The organism is Streptomyces sp. SCA2-17, assembly GCF_044336695.1.
The window spans coordinates 6,018,878-6,036,089 of sequence record NZ_CP117521.1; the positions used below are offsets into that span (position 1 = coordinate 6,018,878).

At 73.6% G+C, this 17,212-nt stretch carries 17 protein-coding genes; 13 read left to right on the top strand and 4 right to left on the bottom strand.

Annotated elements, in window-relative coordinates; all coding sequences use genetic code 11:
- Positions 1-36: 36 nt before the first annotated feature.
- A complete protein-coding gene (locus PS271_RS26885) occupies positions 37-1,341 on the top strand; it encodes a TerD family protein (RefSeq protein ID WP_398385356.1) in 1,305 nt (434 codons plus the stop codon).
- 13 nt (positions 1,342-1,354) lie between these two features.
- On the opposite strand, the gene PS271_RS26890 is transcribed toward PS271_RS26885, so the two are convergent.
- Positions 1,355-2,524: a glycosyltransferase gene (locus PS271_RS26890; protein ID WP_398385358.1), complete on the bottom strand. Its 1,170-nt coding sequence runs from the start codon at positions 2,522-2,524 to the stop codon at positions 1,355-1,357.
- Positions 2,525-2,681: 157 nt separating this feature from the next.
- Between PS271_RS26890 and PS271_RS26895 the strand changes: the two genes are divergently transcribed.
- The 4 genes from PS271_RS26895 (at position 2,682) to cynR (ending at position 5,756) form a co-directional block, all read left to right on the top strand.
- On the top strand, positions 2,682-3,479 hold the full coding sequence (locus tag PS271_RS26895) for a glutamate racemase (RefSeq protein ID WP_398385360.1): 798 nt from the start codon (positions 2,682-2,684) through the stop codon (positions 3,477-3,479).
- A gap of 91 nt (positions 3,480-3,570) precedes the next feature.
- Entirely contained in the window at positions 3,571-4,176 is a 606-nt protein-coding gene (locus PS271_RS26900) for a hypothetical protein (RefSeq protein ID WP_199739459.1), read from the top strand.
- 73 nt (positions 4,177-4,249) lie between these two features.
- The gene (locus PS271_RS26905) at positions 4,250-4,729 is read left to right on the top strand and encodes an NUDIX hydrolase (RefSeq protein WP_398385362.1); all 480 of its coding nucleotides are present in this window, start codon (positions 4,250-4,252) and stop codon (positions 4,727-4,729) included.
- A gap of 82 nt (positions 4,730-4,811) precedes the next feature.
- Positions 4,812-5,756, top strand: coding sequence for a transcriptional regulator CynR (gene cynR, locus PS271_RS26910; protein WP_398385364.1), 945 nt, complete (start codon positions 4,812-4,814; stop codon positions 5,754-5,756).
- Here cynR and PS271_RS26915 read toward each other — a convergent pair.
- Positions 5,659-6,405, bottom strand: a complete 747-nt coding sequence (locus PS271_RS26915) for a DedA family protein (RefSeq protein ID WP_398385366.1) — start codon at positions 6,403-6,405, stop codon at positions 5,659-5,661. The two genes, cynR and PS271_RS26915, sit on opposite strands and share 98 nt — an antisense overlap.
- Positions 6,406-6,532: 127 nt before the next feature.
- Complete coding sequence (locus PS271_RS26920) at positions 6,533-6,877, bottom strand: hypothetical protein (protein ID WP_398385368.1); 345 nt, start codon at positions 6,875-6,877, stop codon at positions 6,533-6,535.
- A 497-nt stretch (positions 6,878-7,374) separates the two neighbouring features.
- Between PS271_RS26920 and PS271_RS26925 the strand changes: the two genes are divergently transcribed.
- Entirely contained in the window at positions 7,375-8,733 is a 1,359-nt protein-coding gene (locus tag PS271_RS26925; RefSeq protein WP_398385370.1) for an MFS transporter, read from the top strand.
- Between the two features lie 186 nt (positions 8,734-8,919).
- On the top strand, positions 8,920-10,329 hold the full coding sequence (locus PS271_RS26930) for an NADP-dependent succinic semialdehyde dehydrogenase (protein ID WP_398385372.1): 1,410 nt from the start codon (positions 8,920-8,922) through the stop codon (positions 10,327-10,329).
- Positions 10,330-10,337: 8 nt separating this feature from the next.
- Here the strand turns inward: PS271_RS26930 and PS271_RS26935 are convergent, their stop codons facing one another.
- Complete coding sequence (locus PS271_RS26935; protein WP_398385374.1) at positions 10,338-10,598, bottom strand: hypothetical protein; 261 nt, start codon at positions 10,596-10,598, stop codon at positions 10,338-10,340.
- Here PS271_RS26935 and PS271_RS26940 point away from each other — a divergent pair.
- The 6 genes from PS271_RS26940 (at position 10,597) to PS271_RS26965 (ending at position 17,158) form a co-directional block, all read left to right on the top strand.
- Positions 10,597-10,704, top strand: coding sequence for a keywimysin-related RiPP (locus tag PS271_RS26940; RefSeq protein ID WP_157848734.1), 108 nt, complete (start codon positions 10,597-10,599; stop codon positions 10,702-10,704). The genes PS271_RS26935 and PS271_RS26940 overlap by 2 nt on opposite strands.
- Before the next feature lie 76 nt (positions 10,705-10,780).
- On the top strand, positions 10,781-12,643 hold the full coding sequence (locus PS271_RS26945) for a lasso peptide isopeptide bond-forming cyclase (RefSeq protein WP_398385375.1): 1,863 nt from the start codon (positions 10,781-10,783) through the stop codon (positions 12,641-12,643).
- 4 nt (positions 12,644-12,647) lie between these two features.
- Positions 12,648-12,905, top strand: coding sequence for a lasso peptide biosynthesis PqqD family chaperone (locus tag PS271_RS26950; protein WP_398385377.1), 258 nt, complete (start codon positions 12,648-12,650; stop codon positions 12,903-12,905).
- A gap of 28 nt (positions 12,906-12,933) precedes the next feature.
- Entirely contained in the window at positions 12,934-13,350 is a 417-nt protein-coding gene (locus tag PS271_RS26955; protein ID WP_398385379.1) for a lasso peptide biosynthesis B2 protein, read from the top strand.
- A gap of 4 nt (positions 13,351-13,354) precedes the next feature.
- A complete protein-coding gene (locus PS271_RS26960; RefSeq protein ID WP_398385381.1) occupies positions 13,355-15,163 on the top strand; it encodes an ABC transporter transmembrane domain-containing protein in 1,809 nt (602 codons plus the stop codon).
- 99 nt (positions 15,164-15,262) lie between these two features.
- On the top strand, positions 15,263-17,158 hold the full coding sequence (locus PS271_RS26965; RefSeq protein WP_398385382.1) for an ABC transporter ATP-binding protein: 1,896 nt from the start codon (positions 15,263-15,265) through the stop codon (positions 17,156-17,158).
- The last annotated feature ends 54 nt before the right edge of the window (positions 17,159-17,212 follow it).

Here is a 17,212-nt window from a genome sequence, read left to right on the forward strand (position 1 = left end):
CCCCGCAAGCAAGAGACCGTCCATTAGGGGTGGAGCATGGGGATGCTGAAGGGTGCCAACGTCCGGATTCCGGCGCCGGCGGTGCGGGTCGAGCTGGGCTGGAACACGGCCCCCGGGGTGCCGGACGTCGACGCCTCCGCCCTGCTGCTCGCCGGCGGCAGAGTCCGCTCGGACGCGGATTTCGTCTTCTACAACCAGGCCGTGCACCCCTCGGGCGCGGTCCGCCACGAGGGGAAGCGGCCGTCCGGCGCCGGCACGACGACCGACGCCCTCACCGTGGACCTTTCCGCGGTCGAGCCGTCCGTCGAGACCGTCGTGCTGGCGGCCTCGGCCGACGGCGGGAGCTTCGGCCAGGTGCCGGGGCTGTACATCCGCGTCACCGACGCGGCCGGCGGCGCGGAGCTCGCGCGCTACGACAGCACGGACGCCACCGTAGAGACCGCGTTCGTCCTCGGCGAGCTCTACCGCCGTCAGGGCGAGTGGAAGTTCCGGGCGGTGGGCCAGGGCTACAGCAGCGGCCTGGAGGGCCTGGCGACCGACTTCGGCATCACCGTGGACGAACCGCAGCCGGCCTCCGTCCCGGCCGCGCCCGCCGCCCCCGCCCCGGCCGCCATACCGGCCCCGCCCGCCCAGGCCCCCGCGGCCCCGCCCGTGCAGCCGGTCGCCCCGCCCCCGCCCGCCGCGCCGCCCGCGCCCCAGCCCGTGCGCTTGACGAAGGTCACGCTCACCAAGGAGTCGCCCACCGTCTCCCTCACCAAGCAGGGCGGCACGTCCGGGGCGCTGCGCGTCAACCTCAACTGGGAGGTGCGCAAGTCGTTCAAGGGCTGGGGCGCCAAGTTCGGCAAGGCCATGGCCATGCACTCCGACCTGGACCTCGACCTCGGCTGCCTCTTCGAGCTGCGCGACGGCACCAAGGGCGTGGTGCAGGCCCTGGGCAACTCCTTCGGCTCCCTGAACCGGCCGCCGTTCATCCACCTCGACGGCGACGACCGCACGGGCGCGGTCGCGGCCGGCGAGAACCTCACGGTCAACCTGGACCACATCAACGACTTCCGGCGCATCCTCGTCTTCGTGACGATCTACGAGGGCGCCCGGAGCTTCGCCGGCCTCCACGCCACGGTCACGCTGCAGCCGCAGCACGGCGCGCCCGTCGACTTCTCGCTCGACGAGTGCACCGTGCTCTCCAACGTCTGCGCGCTGGCCCTCATCACCAACAACGGCGGCGACCTCGTCGTCCAGCGCGAGGCCCGCTACCTCGTGCCCGACCGCGGCGTCAGCCCGCAGCGCACCCTCGACCGCGCCTACGGCTGGGGCATGAACTGGACGCCGGGCCGCAAGTGACCGGCTGGGCCGTTCAGGGCGCGGCCTCGGGGCGGGCGTACGTCCGCCCCTTCCAGGCCGCGCCCCGGCCCCGGTAGTGCTGGACCGCCGAGTCCACGGTCATCAGCAGGTAGAGCAGCGCGGTGAACGGCAGCAGCGGAGCCAGGAGGAGCGGCTGCCGGTAGTAGCGCAGCATCGGCACGTACGTCCCGGTCATCACCGCCCAGGCGGCGGCCCCGGCGGCCAGAGCGGCGGTCCCGCCGGTCAGGGCGCCCGCCACCACGGCGACCGGCGGCGCCAGGTAGACCACCGCCAGCCCGGCGACCGTCCCGGCCAGGAGCAGCGGGTTGTGGCGGAGCTGGGCGTACGCGCTGCGCGACACCATCCGCCACAGCTCGCCCAGGCCCGGATATGGCCGGACGCTGTCCACCCGGTCCGCGAGACCCAGCCAGATCCGGCCGCCCGTGCGCCGCACCGCCCGGGAGAGCGTCACGTCGTCGATCACGGCCTGCCGGATGCTGTCGGGGACGCCCGCCCGCTCGGCGGCGTCGCTCCGCAGGAGGACGCAGCCGCCCGCGGCGGCCGTGGTCCGCGCGCCCGGCCGGTTGATCCGGCGGAACGGGTACAGCTGCGCGAAGAAGTAGACGAAGGCGGGGACGATCAGCCGCTCCCACAGGGTGGCCACGCGCAGCCGGGCCATCTGCGACACGAGGTCCAGGCCGCCCGACTCCGCCGCCGCGACGAGCTCGCGCAGGCTGTCCGGCGCGTGGGCGATGTCGGCGTCGGTGAGCAGCAGGTACGTGGCGTCGGTGCGGGCCCGGGCGAGCGCCATGCCGTGCCGCACGGCCCACAGCTTGCCCGTCCAGCCCGGCCCGGGCTCGCCGGGGGAGCTGACGGTCAGCGGCAGCCCGCCGCGCTCGGCCGCCAGGGCCCGGGCCAGCTCCCCGGTGCCGTCGGAGCTCCCGTCGTCCACGAGGAACACCTCCGCCCGCCCCGGGTAGTCCTGGGCGAGCAGGGACGGCAGGCTCGACGGCAGCACCTCCGCCTCGTCGCGGGCCGGGACGACGATCGCCACCGGCGGCCACACCACGGGCGGCGTGCGCTCGGGCAGTCGCACGTCCGTACGCCAGAAGAAGCCCTGGCACAGCAGCAGCCACAGCCACGCGGCCAGGGAACCGGCAGTGATCCAAGTCAGCGCGCTCACCCGTCGCAGTCTGCCGCACGAAGGGCGGCTGATCGGGGGACTTGGCAAGAAGCGGCTGATCGGCGTCTTCACAAGAAGTCGGGGTCTTCACAAGAAGCGGAGCGAACGCGCCCGCCCGCCCGGGCCGCCGTTTCCGCCCATCCATTAGAGTGACCGGGTGAAGATCGCGCTCATGGACTCCGGCAACGGGCTGCTCGCGGCGGCCGCCGCCGTGCAACGGCTGCGACCGGACGCGGATCTGGTCCTCTCCTCCGACCCCGACGGCATGCCGTGGGGTCCCCGCACGCCCGAGGACATCATCGCGCACGCCCTGGACTGCGCCCGGTCCGCGGCCGCCCTCGCCCCCGACGCGCTGATCGTCGCCTGCAACACGGCGTCCGTGCACGCGCTCGCGGCGATCAGGGCGGAGCTGGAACCGGCCGTCCCGGTGATCGGCACCGTGCCCGCCATCAAGCCCGCCGCGGCCGCGGGCAGTCCCGTCGCCATCTGGGCCACGCCGGGCACCACCGGCAGCCCGTACCAGCGCGGCCTGATCCGCGACTTCGCGGCCGGCGTCGAGGTCACGGAGGTGCCCTGCCCCGGCCTCGCCGACGCCGTCCAGTACGCCGACTCCGCGGCCGTGAACGCCGCGGTCGCCGCCGCGGCCGCCCTCACGCCCCGCAATGTAAGGAGCGTCGTCCTGGGCTGCACCCATTACGAGCTCGTCGCGGAGCGTATCCGCGCGGCGGTCCAGCCCCTGCTGTCGCCGGCGGTGCCGCGCCTGACCCTGTACGGCTCCGCGGAGGCCGTCGCCGCACAGACGCTGCGCCGCATCGGCGCCGCTCCCGCCCCGGACGCCGCCCCGTCCGGGCGCCTGACGGTGCTGCTCAGTGGCCGCGAGGGCAGCATCGACCCGGCCTCCCTGACCTACCCCGAGGGCCGCTCCCTCGTCGAGGCCGCCGCCGTACGCCCCTGAGGCGGCAGCCGGTCCTTTCCGGCCACCCGTTCCGGTGCGGGTCCGTGCATCACCCCTGCCATGGTGGCGGAAGGTGAGTAGGCTGCCTGGTATGAGGGACCACTCCAAGGGCCCGCAGGGCCACGAGGACGACGAGAACACGGGCGCGGCCGGACCCCCTTCCCCGGCCGACGGCGCCGCGGACCTCGCCGTCTGGACCGGTCGCGCGACCAACCGCGTCCAGTGGCTGCTTGCCGCGGCCGGCGCCGCCTGTCTGGCACTCGGCGTCGAACTTGCCGTCGACAGCGCATGGACCTCAGGTCTGGCCCCTCTCGTCATGGCGGTCGTCGGCTGCGTCGCGGCCGGGCTGCTGATGCTCTACGGCACCCTCGCGTTCGTCCACGTGGCCGTACGGGTCGACATGGAGGCGCTGGAGGTGCGCTGCGGGCACATCGGCGTGCCGCGCACCCGCATCCCGCTGTCCCACGTGGTCGACGCCGACTTCGCCCCGCGCGTCACGCCGCGCCAGTGGGGCGGCTGGGGCTACCGGTGGCGGCCCGAGAAGGGCACCGCCGTCGTCGTGCGCCGCGGCGAGGGCTTCGTGCTCCGCCTCGGCGACGGCCGCACGTTCACGGTCACCGTCGACGACGCGGAATCCGCCGTACGGGTGATCCGCCGGGCGCTGCGGCTCGCCCCCGGCCGCAAGGCCCCGGCCTGACCTGGGCCTTTCCCACCGCCCCTGCCGCCACCTGGGTGAACGCCGGCCCCTCCCGGACCACTAGGCTCCTGCCATGCCCACCCCCGATTTCATCCGAGACCTCCGCGCGATCGCGGGCCAGCAGCTCCTGTGGATCCCCGGCGTGAGCGCCGTCGTCCTCGACGCCGAGGGCCGCGTGCTGCTCGGCCGCCGCTCGGACAGCGGCGAGTGGGCGATCATCGGCGGCATCCCTGATCCCGGAGAGCAGCCCGCCTCCGCCATCGTGCGCGAGGTGTACGAGGAGACCGCCGTCCACTGCGTGGCGGAGAGCGTCCTGGTGGTCGAGGCGCTGGCCCCCGTCACCTACCCCAACGGCGACCAGTGCCAGTACATGGACGTCTGCTTCCTGTGCCGGGCCGTGGGCGGCGAGGCGCGCGTCAACGACGACGAGTCCCTGGAAGTCGGCTGGTTCGAGCCGGACGCCCTGCCGCCGCTGCAGGAGTTCGCGGTCCGGCGCATCAAGCAGGCCGTGGAGGGCGGCGCCACCTGGTTCGAGGGCATCGGGCAGAGCTGACCGCCGGCCGCGTACATAGGCGGCTGCGGACGCATCCCCCGGCAGCCATCGACGCGGTCTATGGCTGCCTATAGTTGCCCGCATGGAACTGCGCCACCTCCGCTATCTGCTCGCCGTCGCCGAGCACGCGAACTTCACCCGCGCCGCGGAGGCCCTGCACATCTCGCAGCCGACGCTGTCGCAGCAGATCAAGCAGCTGGAGCGGTCCGTGCGCGTTCAGCTGCTCGACCGGTCCGGGCGCACCGTGCGCCTCACCGACGCGGGCGAGGTGTACGCGCGCCACGCCCGGCGCGCCCTGCAAGACCTCGCGGCGGCGGAGCGCGCCGTGCTGGACGTGCAGGACCTCTCGCGCGGGACCCTGCGGCTGGCCGTGACGCCCACCTTCACCGCGTACCTGGTCGGGCCGCTCGTGGCGGACTTCCACGCCCGGCACGCCGGGATCGACATCGACCTGCGCGAGCTGCCGCAGGACCGCATCGAATCCGCCCTCCTGGCCGACGAACTGGACCTGGGCATCGCCTTCAGCGGTACACACCTGCCGGGGATCGCCGGCACCGGCCTGTTCACCGAGACGCTCGGCCTCGTCGTCGGGGCCGGCCACGCCTGCGCAGGCCGCACCACCGCGCTGCCGGCCGCGGAACTGGCCGCCCAGCCGCTCGCCCTGCTCAGCGGCGACTTCGCGACGCGCCGTCACATCGACGACTACTTCGCGGGGCACGGCATCACGCCGCGCATCGCCGTGGAGGCCAACTCCATCAACGCCCTCACCGAGATCGTCGGCCGGGGCGCGCTCGCCACCGTGCTGCCCGACGCCATCACGCGCGGGCCGGCGCACCTGCACCCCGTACCGGTCGATCCGCCGCTGCCCTCGCGCACCGTCACGCTGCTGCGCCGCGAGGCCGCCTACCAGAGCGCGGCAGCACGGGCCTTCACGGCTCTTGCCCGGCGCTGGGCGCGGGAGCAGGGCGGCCTTCCGGAGAACGGGGCCCCGCGGGGTGAGGCCCATCGGGACGCGTCTCCGGCGTGACGGCCGCGGTGCGGCGCTTGCGGCCGCGCAGCACTTCGAGGGCGACCGGCAGCAGGGACAGGGCGACGACGGTGCCCACGACGGGCAGCAGATAGCGGTCCACGTTCGGCACGGCAGAGCCCAGCCCGTAGCCGGCGAGGACGAGGCCCACCGTCCACACCAGGCCGCCGGCCACCTGCCAGAGCGCGAAGGTGCGCGGGGCGACGCCCAGGGCCCCGGCGAGGGGGTTGAGGACCGTGCGCACCACCGGGACGAAGCGGGCCAGCACGATGGCGCGGGCGTGCCCGTAGCGGCCGAGCAGTTCCTCGGCGCGCTCGGCGCCCTCGTGCAGCTTGCGGCTGCGGGAGCGGGTCAGCAGCGCCCGCCCCCCGCGCCGCCCGAGGACGTAGCCGACCTGGGCGCCGGCCAGCGCGCCGGTCACGGACGCGGCCAGGACCTGTACGAGGTCCAGGTGCGGCCCGGAGTGGGCCCCGCTGCGGGCCAGCAGGCCGGCGGTGAACAGCAGGGAGTCGCCCGGCAGGAAGAAGCCGATCAGCAGGCCGGTCTCGGCGAACATCACCGCGGCGATGCCGAGCGCGCCGAAGGCGGACAGCAGTGAGGAGGCGTCGAGCGGATTGACCGCCAGGGCGGCGGCGGACTGAGCAGGCACGAGGCGTGGCCTCCTGATGCGACGGCGTACGCGGGGGACCGCGGGAAGGGTGGCTACGGGAGGGAACTGTGACTACGGGCAGGAAGACTGCGGAGGTGGTCGCGACTGTAGACGATGCGCGGGGCCGCTACGGGCTCATGCCGCTCGCCCGGGCGATGGCGTCGACCTCGCTGCGGTCGTGCTCGGCGGCCGGAGGGGGAGAGCCGTGGGTGCCGACGACGACGTGCATGCCGTGCGGCCCGAGGAAGCCGGCGAGCCTGGTGAGCACCCGGCCGAACTCAGGTGTGAGCAACTCCTTTTCGCGTGGCGAGAAGGGAATGTCGATCCCGCTCTCCCGGTGCACGATCGCCTCGTTGAAGCCCTTGAGGATCCGCAGCAGTAACGCGTAGGACTCCGGGTCGAGGACCGTCTGGAGCTCGGCCAGGTAGAGCGCGAACTGCTTGGTGCGCTCCAAGAAGTTCCGGTCGTTCATACGGCCATCGTCGCGAAGTCGCCCGTGGCCCGCGGGCCTTTCGGCATCTTCGGGCGGGCGGTGGTCTGAAGAATGGATTCGGCGGAGAATCCGTGTTCTGGTGACGGGAATTCAGTCGCGGTTTTCACCCTTCCGGGGGAACGCCGTCCGGCCCCTCGGCGCCGCCCGGCCGGCGACCCGGCAGCCGGCCGCATCACATCACACCGCATCACAGCCGCGCCGCCGCGTGAACGCAATAACGGGGCACGCGAGTTCCAGCTCTCGAAGAGAGAGCCGGGGCGCAATTCCCTTGTGCCGGTTTACTCCAGGAGCCGCCCATGCCCGGAATATCACCCTGTTGATAAGACGTCGGCTTTGCTAACGTATCCGCTGAGTACCCTTCCGAGCGCGGCCGGGAGCTGCGGGGCGGAGTCGACCCAATCGCCGGGGAACCCCGGCCCCTGACCGGGGCCGGGGCCCAAGATGTCCCCTCGCTCGGGCTGACTGCAGGGACGCGCATGAGAACTCTTCGGGCGGTCCGCGAGTGCCCTCTCGCATTGCGATTGCTATTCATCAACCAGTGCGGCATCGATGCCGGTTTCTATCTGCTGATTCCGTTTCTGGCGACGTATATCGGGCATGATCTCGGAATGTCCGCGGCCGTCGTCGGACTGGTCCTCGGAGTGCGCAACCTCAGCCAGCAGGGCATGTACATCATCGGCGGCACCGCGGCCGACCGGCTCGGCCCCCGCGTCGTCATCATCACCGGATGCGCCCTGCGGACCGTGGGCTTCACTCTCTTCTCGTTCGGCAACTCGCTGCCCCTGCTGCTCGCCGCCTCCGGAATCAGCGGGCTCGCCGCCGCGCTCTTCTACCCGGCCGTGCGCTCCTACGTCTCGCACGAGTCGGGCGAGCGCAAGGCCGAGGCGTTCGCCCTGCTCAACGTCTTCGCCACGATCGGCTCGCTCGTCGGGCTGCTCGCCGGCAGCGTGCTCTACCTGACCGACTTCCGGATCTGCGCCCTCACGGCGGCCGGGCTCTTCGCCGTGCTGACCGTCGCCCAGGCGTTCGCGCTCCCGGCGCGCGAGGTCGCCGCCGGCCACGAGCCCATCGTGCGGGAGCTGCGGGAGGTGCTCGGCAACCGCCGCTTCCTGTGCTTCGCCTTCGCCACCACCGGCATGTTCATCATGGAGAACCAGCTGTACATGCTGCTGCCCGACGGCGCGCAGCAGGCGTCGGGCTGGGCCGGGGCCGAGGCCGTGCTGCTGAGCGCCGGAGCGGTCGCCAACCTGCTGTTCCAGTTCCGGATCACCCGGAGCCTGGAGCAGCGCGGGGGCGGCATGCGCTGGGTGGGGGCCGGCATCGCCGTCATAGGGCTCGGCTTCGTACCGCCGCTGCTCGTGTGCGACGCGTCGCCGCCGAGGGGCGCCGGGGACGTGGTGCCGCGGCTCCTCGTCATGATCTCCGCCTCGCTGCTGCTGTACCTCGGCGGCATGGTCGCCTACCCGCCGGTCCTGGGGCTGATCCCGCGGTTCGGCAGCGAGCGGCTGACCGGTACGTACTTCGGCCTGTTCTACGTGCTGTCCGGGACGACGGCGGCCGGCGGGAACGCCGTGATCGGCTGGGTGATGGACGTCGGCGAGCGGACCGGGCGGGCCTGGCTGCCGTGGGTGTCCTGCCTCCTCTTCGGGCTGGCCTCGGGGTCCGCCGTGGCCTGGCTCTACCGCACGCGGCTGCTGCCGTGCCCCTACCCGGCGGGGGCGGCGGGGAGCGCGGCGGAGGCCGGTGCCGAGGCCGCCGCGGCGCAGGACGCGGTGCGGATGCTGCCCGGCCAGCCGCGCGCCACGGACGACGCCGCGGACCGCCGTACGGGGTGAGGCCCGCCTCCGGCGCCCGGCCCGTACCGCTGACAGGCAGGCCCGTACCACTGAGCGGGCCCTCACCGGACGGGTCAAAGGCCCCCGCCGCCGGGTTGACCCGTGCGCGGCGTGGTACAGGACGGACGGGGCAGGTCCCCGAGAGGCGCACACAGGCCGAGGCATCGAGCACGAGGAGGGCACCCCATGCCCATCGCAACGGTGAACCCCGCGAACGGCGAGACGCTCAGGACGTTCGAGGAACTGGGAGCCGAGGAGATCGAGCGGCGCCTGGCCGCCGCGGCGTCGGCGTTCCGGCACTACCGCACCACGGACCTCGCCGAACGGGCCCGCCTGCTCAACCGGGCCGCGGACCTCCTGGAGGAGGACCAGGAGGACGTCGCCCGCACGATGACCACCGAGATGGGCAAGCCGCTGGCCGCCGCCCGCGCGGAGGCGGCCAAGTGCGTCAAGGCCATGCGCTGGTACGCCGCGCACGCCGCGGAGCTGCTGGCCGACGAGCACCCGGCGCAGGCCGAGGTCGCCGACTCCGGGGCCGCGCTCGCCCGCGTCCGCTACCGGCCGCTGGGCGTGGTCCTGGCCGTCATGCCGTGGAACTTCCCCCTCTGGCAGGTCGTCCGCTTCGCCGCCCCCGCCCTCATGGCGGGCAACGCCGGGCTGCTCAAGCACGCCTCGAACGTGCCGCAGACCGCGCTCTACCTGGGCGACCTCTTCCGTCGCGCCGGCTTCCCCGAGGGCTGCTTCCAGACCCTGCTCATCGGCTCACGGGCCGTCGAAGGCATCCTCCGCGACCCCAGGGTCGCCGCGGCGACCCTCACCGGCAGCGAGCCCGCCGGCCGGTCGGTCGCCGCTATCGCCGGGGACGAGGTAAAGAAGACCGTCCTCGAGCTGGGCGGCAGCGACCCGTTCGTGGTGATGCCGTCGGCCGACCTCGAACGCGCCGTGCGGACCGCGGTCACCGCCCGCGTCCAGAACAACGGCCAGTCGTGCATCGCCGCCAAGCGCTTCATCGTGCACGCGGACGTCCACGACGCCTTCGTCGAACGCTTCACCGCCCGCATGGCCGGGCTCACCGTCGGGGACCCCATGGCCGACACCACCGACGTCGGCCCCCTGGCCAGCGAACAGGGCCGCGCCGACCTGGAGGAGCTCGTGGACGACGCCGTACGGCGGGGTGCGACGGCCCTGTGCGGCGGGCAGCGGCCGAAGGACCTGCCGCAGGGCTGGTTCTACGAGCCGACGGTCCTCACCGGCATCACCCCCGACATGCGCATCCACCGCGAAGAGGCGTTCGGCCCCGTGGCGACCGTCTACCGCGTGGGCGGCGTCGACGAGGCCGTCGAGCTGGCCAACGACACGCCCTTCGGACTCAGTTCGAACGTGTGGACCACGGACGCGGCGGAACAGGAACGTTTCGCGCGGGACATCGAGGCCGGGGGCGTCTTCTTCAACGGCATGACCGCCTCGCATCCCGCATTGCCGTTCGGCGGAGTCAAGCGTTCGGGTTACGGACGCGAGCTCTCGGGCCATGGCATCAAGGAATTCTGCAACGTGACCACGGTGTGGCACGGGGCGGAACCGGCGCAGGGGGTGTGACCCACCCCCTAAAGATTAACGATTCTCCTCACGGATTTTTCCGTTTTCGCAGGTGGCGTGAGGGGTTGTGTGCTGGTGGCGAAGCAGAAAGGAGCGCCCCCGGCGTAACCCCACAGCTGGAGCTGCGGCGTTGTGACGATGTGCTTGTCGTACTTACGGTGGGTGCCGCGGATCCACCGCTCGGGTTTCCTGCGGAAATCAGTGGAGTCCGCAATCAGGCGCCTGTAGTACGCATCATCGTCCCCATCCAGAAGAAGGAGAATGGTCATGACGTACGAGCGTCCCACCCTCGCCAAGGCCGGCAGCTTCCGCAAGGTGACGGGCCTCAAGGACCACGGCCCGAAGGACGTCCTGGGCGGCAAGCAGGTCCTCTGACCTGAGGGCGGGTGGCGGCCTCCGGCCGCCACCCGCTTTTTCTGTCCCGGACCTCGCCGACGGAAGGCCGCGCCCCATGGATCAGTCCCTGTCGCTCCAGTCCGTGCCCGCCTGGTTCGTCGTCCTGCCCGACACCCCCGCGGCGGCCGTCCCCGCCGCCAAGGCCCTCTCCTTCGCCACCCGCCGTCTGCTCCACGCCTCCGGACGGCCCTGGATCGTGGGCCGGTGGGACCCGGCTACGGCGGTGACGGGCGCGCACCGCGACGCGCGGGTCGTGGTGATCGGGGAGCACGCCGTCCCGGCGGCCGACGCCGAACGGGCGGCCGCCGCCGCGGCCGGCTCCGCTTCTCCGCCGGAGCTGGACCGCCTCGCCGGCCGGGCCGGCAGCTTCCACCTGATCGCCTCCTGCCCCGGCCGGGTCCGGGTGCAGGGCGGCGTCGTCACCCTGCGGCGCGTGTTCCACGCCGAGACCACGACGCCCGGCGGACCGGTGAGCGTGGCGTCCGACCGGGCCGACGTGCTCGCCGAACTGGTGGGCGCCGGCCTCGACGAGCCCCGCATCGCCCTCGAAATGCTCGCCTCGGGCGTGCCGTACCCGTGGCACGGCGATCCGCTGTGGCGGGGCGTGCGCCCCGTGCCCGGCGGCCACCGCCTGACGCTCGACGCCGCCGGGCGGGCCCGCACCACCCGGTGGTGGTCACCGCCCGACCCGGTCGTCCCGCTCGCCGCGGGCGCCGCCCGCTTGAGGGAAGCCCTCGCCGAGTCGGTCGCCGTGCGCACCCGCGGACGCGACCTGGTCTCGTCCGACCTGGGCGGCCTGGATTCGACGGCGGTGTGCTGCACGGCGGCCCGCGGCGAAGCCGAGGTCGTCGCCTACACCGCCGCCGTCCACGACGAGGCCGGCGACGACGTGTACTGGGCCGAACGCACCGTCCGGGCGCTGGGGAGCGTGGAGCACCACGTCGTACCCGCCCGCGACGTGGCGATGACGTTCGACGGCATCGACACCCTCCGGGACGTCCTCGACACCCCCAGCATCATCACGGTCGACCGCAACCGCCGCATGGGCATCATCGAAAGGGCCGCTGCCCGCGGATCCGGCCTCCACTTCACCGGCCTGGGCGGCGACGAACTCCTGGCCGGCACGCCCGCCCGGCTGCACACGCTGCTGCTCAGCCACCCCTTCGTCGCGCTGCACGCGATACGGGGCTACGCCGCCAAATACCGCTGGGCCCGGCGGGCGGTGCTGCGCCGGCTCCTGGACCGCAGGTCCTACGGGGCCTGGCTCGACCGCCTCGCCCGCGACCTGAACGGGCCGGCCGCCCCCGCGGAGGAGCCGCTGCTCGACTGGGCCGTTCCACCCCGGATGCCGCCGTGGGCCACGCCCGACGCGGTCGCCGCGGCACGGGAAGTGATCCGCACCCGCCGGACCCCCACCGGGGCCCGGGGCCGGGACCGCGGCGAACACCGCGAACTGGTCGCCATGGACGGCATCTCCCAATGGGTGCGCCACATCGGGCAGATGTCCGCGCCCCTGGGCATCGCGGTCTCCGCGCCCTACTACGACGCCCCCGTCATCGAGGCGGCCCTCGCCGTCCGCACCGAGGAGCGCATCACCCCCTGGCGGTACAAGCCGCTCATCGTCGAAGCCATGCGCGGCGTCGTGCCCGAGGCCGGCCGCACCCGCAGCACCAAGGCCAACGCGACGTTCGAGGAGGAGGCGGGGCTGCGCCGCAACCGCCGGGCGCTGCTCGCCCTGTGCGAGGACTCCCGGCTGGTCCGGCTCGGCCTGGCCGACGGGAGAGCACTGCGCGACTGGTGCCGCCGTGCCCTCTCCGCGGAGACCGAGAGCTACCGGCTCCACCCCACCATCGCCTGCGAAGTGTGGCTGCGCTCGCGGGAGATGACGCCCCTCCCCGCCGCCGACCGAAAGGCGTGAACCGGTGCCAGCACTCAAACCCGGCGTCCTGCTGACCGAGACCGAGTACGGCATGGCGCTGCTCGACCAGGAGAGCGCCGAGTACTGGACGCTCAACCCGACGGCCGCCCTCGTCCTGCGGACGGTGCTGGAGGGACACGGCCCGGAGCGCGCGACCGAGCTCCTCACGGCACGGTTCGACGGCGTCGACGCCGCACTCGCCGGGGAGGACGTCCGCCGCATCATCAGCGAGCTGAGCGCGGCAGGACTGCTCACCCCGTAGGACGCCCTGCCGATCTGGAGGCACGCCGATGTCGACACCGGAAGCGATTCCCTACCACCCCCGCTCGATCCCCCTGGCCCGGCGCTGCACGGCCCGGCTGGCCGTGGGCTGCGCCCACCTGCTGGCGACCCAGCCGCCCGCCCGGATCCGCGCCGTCCTCACGAGGCTGCGGCGCGGTGCCCGTCCCGCGACGCTCGCCGAGGCGAGCACGGCGCGGCGGACGGTGCTCGCCGTGAGCCTCGCCGCCGGAGGGCACAAGGGATGCCTGCCCCGCTCCCTGGCCACCGTGCTGCTCTGCCGCTGGTACGGCCACTGGCCGACCTGGTGCGTCGGCGTGCGCAACCGCCCGCCGTTCGCCGCGCACGCCTGGGTCGAGGCCGAAGGGGTCCTCGTCGGCGAAGGCGCCCCGGCCGACTACTTCCAGCGCTTCTTCACCGTGGAGTGAACCGATGACCGCGGCACCATCCGTGGACACGCCCCGGACCGGCCCTCCCGCCCCCGGGCCGGACGGCGTGCCTTCGAGCGGCCCGGACCGGTCGCGGCGGGGGCAGCGGGCCCTGCTGGGCCACCTGCGCCCGCAGCGGTGGCGCATGGCCGCGGGCGTCGCCCTGGGGCTCGTCGGCAGCGTCATGGGCCTGGCCCAGCCCCTGGCGGCCAAGCGCGTGATGGACGACATGGGCCACGGCGCGCCGGCCGCCGGCCCCGTGCTCGTGCTCAGCCTGCTGGTCGTGGCCGGAGCGGCCCTCGCCGGGCTCGGGTACTACGTGCTGCAGTGGTCGGCCGAATCCCTCGTCTGCACCGCCAGGCGCAGGCTGACCGACCGCCTCCTGCGACTGCGCGTGCCCGTCGTGGAGGGCTCCGAACCGGGCGACCTCATCGCCCGCGTCACGTCCGACACGACGCTGCTGCGCCAGACCGCACCCCAGGCGGTGTCGGCGGCGGTCACCGGCACCCTGGTCACCGCGGCGACGGTCGTCATGATGGGGCTGCTCGACGCCGTCCTGCTGGGCGTCACCCTCGCCGTGGTCGCCTTCGTCGGGGTCGTCGTGGCGGTCGTGGCCCCGCGGATCGGCCGCGCCACGCACGGCACCCAGGAGGCGGTGGGGCGCATCGGGGCGGCGCTGGAGCGGGTGCTGGGCGCCTTCCGCACCGTCAAGGCCTCCGGCGCCGAGCGGTACGAGGCGGCGGCGCTGCTCCGGGAGGCCGAACGCGCCCGGCGCACCGGGATACGCGCGGCTGCCTGGGAGGCCGTGTCGGCGACGACGTCGGCGGTGGTCGTCCAGGTCTGCTTCCTCGTGGTGCTCGGCGTGGGCGGCGCGCGCGTCACCTCCGGCGCGACGGACGTCTCCACCCTCGTCGCCTTCCTGCTCTACCTCTTCGCCCTCGCGCCGCGCATCGGGCAACTGGTCGAAGGCGTCGGCCAGGTCCAGATCGGGGCCGCCGCGGCGGCCCGCATCGCGCAGGCCGAAGAGCTGGAGACGGAGGAGCAGGAGGGCGACGCGCCGGAAGACGTCACGCGAGCGCCCCTCAGCGTGTCCTTCGACCGGGTGAGCTTCGCCTACCGCCCCGGGCTGCCCCGCGTCCACCACGAGGTCTCCTTCACCGTCCCCGCCCGCGGACTGACCGCGTTCGTCGGCCCGTCCGGCGCGGGCAAGACCACGGTCTTCTCCCTCATCGAGCGCTTCTACGAACAGGACTCGGGCCGCGTGCTCCTGGACGGCGAAGACGTACGGCACTGGCCGCTGACCCGGCTCCGCGCGTCCATCGGCTACGTGGAACAGGACGTCCCCGTCCTCGCCGGCACCCTGCGCGACAACCTCACCCTGGGCCTCCCCGGAGCCGGCGACGAGGAACTCCACCGCGTCCTGCGCCTGGCCCGCCTGGACCTCCTCACGCACCGCCTGCCCGACGGCCTGGACACCGACGTCGGCCACCGCGGCAGCCGCCTCTCCGGCGGCGAGCGGCAGCGCGTGGCGATCGCCCGCGCCCTGCTGCGCCGCCCCGGCCTGCTCCTCCTGGACGAGGCCACGTCCCAGCTGGACGCCGCCAACGAGGCCGCGCTGCGCGACACGATCGCCGACACCGCCCGGCACACGACCGTCCTGGTGGTCGCCCACCGGCTGTCGACCGTGACCACCGCGGAGCGGATCGTGGTCATGGAGGCGGGCCGCGTCCGGGCGGTCGGCAGCCACGCCGAGCTGATGACCCACGACGCGCTCTACCGCGACCTGGCGAGGACACAGCTGCTGGCCGGCTAGATGTTCCTCGCCTCTCCGGCCACCGGGTGCGACGCTTGATCTCAAGTTTGGTTGAGGTCTTAGCGTGCAGCTGTACCGACGTCTCCGGAGGAGAGCCCCATGAGCATGGAAGTCACGGCGTGGCACTCGCTGCACAGCGCGATGAACGCCGAAATGGGCCGGCGGCCGCTCTCGCGGGCCACCCTGCGCCGCATCGCCGCCTTCGCACGGCCGCACCGGCGGAAACTGGGGCAGTTCCTGCTGCTGAGCGTGATCACGGCGCTGCTCGCCGTGGCGACGCCGATCCTGGCCGGGCGCGTCGTCAGCGCGATCGTGCACGGCGGCGACACCGGCACCGTCGTCCGGCTCGCGCTGCTCATCGCCGTGCTCGCCGTCGCGGAGGCGGGCCTGGGGCTGCTCACCCGCTGGCTCTCGGCGACCCTCGGCGAAGGGCTCATCCTCGACCTGCGGACCGCGGTCTTCGACCACGTGCAGCGGATGCCGGTCGCCTTCTTCACCCGCACCCGCACGGGCGCACTCGTCAGCCGCCTCAACAACGACGTCATCGGTGCCCAGCGGGCCTTCAGCAACACCCTGTCCGGTGTCGCCTCCAACTTCGTCACTCTCCTCCTGACGCTCGGAGTGATGCTCAGCATCTCCTGGCAGATCACGCTGCTCGCGCTCGTCCTGCTGCCGGTGTTCGTCCTGCCCGCCCGCCGGATGGGCGCGCGCATGGCCGGGCTCCAGCGCGAGGCGGCCGCGCACAACGCCGCGATGAGCAGCCGGATGACCGAGAGGTTCTCCGCGCCGGGCGCCACCCTCGTCAAGCTGTTCGGCCGGCCCGCCGAGGAGTCCACCGAGTTCGCCGCCCGTGCCCGCGCGGTGCGGGACATCGGCGTCCGCACCGCCATGGCCCAGTCGGCCTTCATCACGGCCCTCACTCTCGTCTCCGCGCTGGCCCTGGCCCTCGTCTACGGCCTCGGCGGCTTCTACGCGCTGCACGGCCGCCTGGAGCCGGGAGCCGTCGTCGCGCTCGCCCTCCTCCTCACCCGCCTCTACGCCCCGCTCACCGCGCTGGCCGGCGCCCGCGTCGAGGTGATGAGCGCCCTCGTCAGCTTCGAGCGCGTCTTCGAGGTCCTCGACCTCGAACCGCTGATCGCCGAGAAGCCGGGCGCACGGAAGGTGCCGGACGGGCCGGTGTCCGTCGAGTTCGACGGCGTACGGTTCGGCTACCCGTCCGCCGACAAGGTCTCCCTCGCCTCCCTGGAGGAGGTCGCCGGCCTGGACACGCGCGGCGGCGCCGAGGTCCTGCACGGCGTCTCCTTCCGCGCCGAGCCCGGCCGCATGGTCGCCCTCGTGGGCTCCTCCGGCGCGGGCAAGTCGACCATCGCCCAGCTGCTGCCGCGGCTGTACGACGCGGACGCCGGAACCGTACGCCTCGGCGGCATCGACGTGCGCGACCTGAGCGCCGACTCCATCCGCGAGACCCTCGGCATGGTCACTCAGGACGGGCACCTCTTCCACGACACCGTCCGCGCCAACCTCCTCATCGCCCGGCCGGACGCCGCCGAGGAGGAGATCTGGGACGCGCTGCGGCGCTCCCGGCTCGACGGCCTGGTGGCCGCCCTGCCCGACGGGCTGGACACGGTCGTCGGCGAGCGCGGCTACCGGCTCTCCGGCGGCGAGCGGCAGCGGCTGACCATCGCCCGCCTGCTGCTGGCCCGTCAGCGCGTCGTCATCCTGGACGAGGCGACCGCCCATCTCGACTCGACGTCCGAGGCCGCCGTCCAGGAGGCGCTGGCCGAAGCCCTGGAGGGCCGCACGGCCGTGGTGATCGCCCACCGGCTGTCCACGGTGCGGGCCGCCGACCTCATCCTCGTCGTCGAGGACGGCCGGATCGTCGAACGCGGCACCCACAGCGAGCTGCTGGCCGCGGGCGGGCGCTACGAGGAGCTGCACCGCACGCAGTTCGCCCGCGCGACGGCGGAGGACGGGGAGGCGGAGCCCGTCTGCTGAACGAAAAGCGAAGGGGGCCCGCCGACCGGCGGGCCCCCTTCGTCTGCCTGCTCC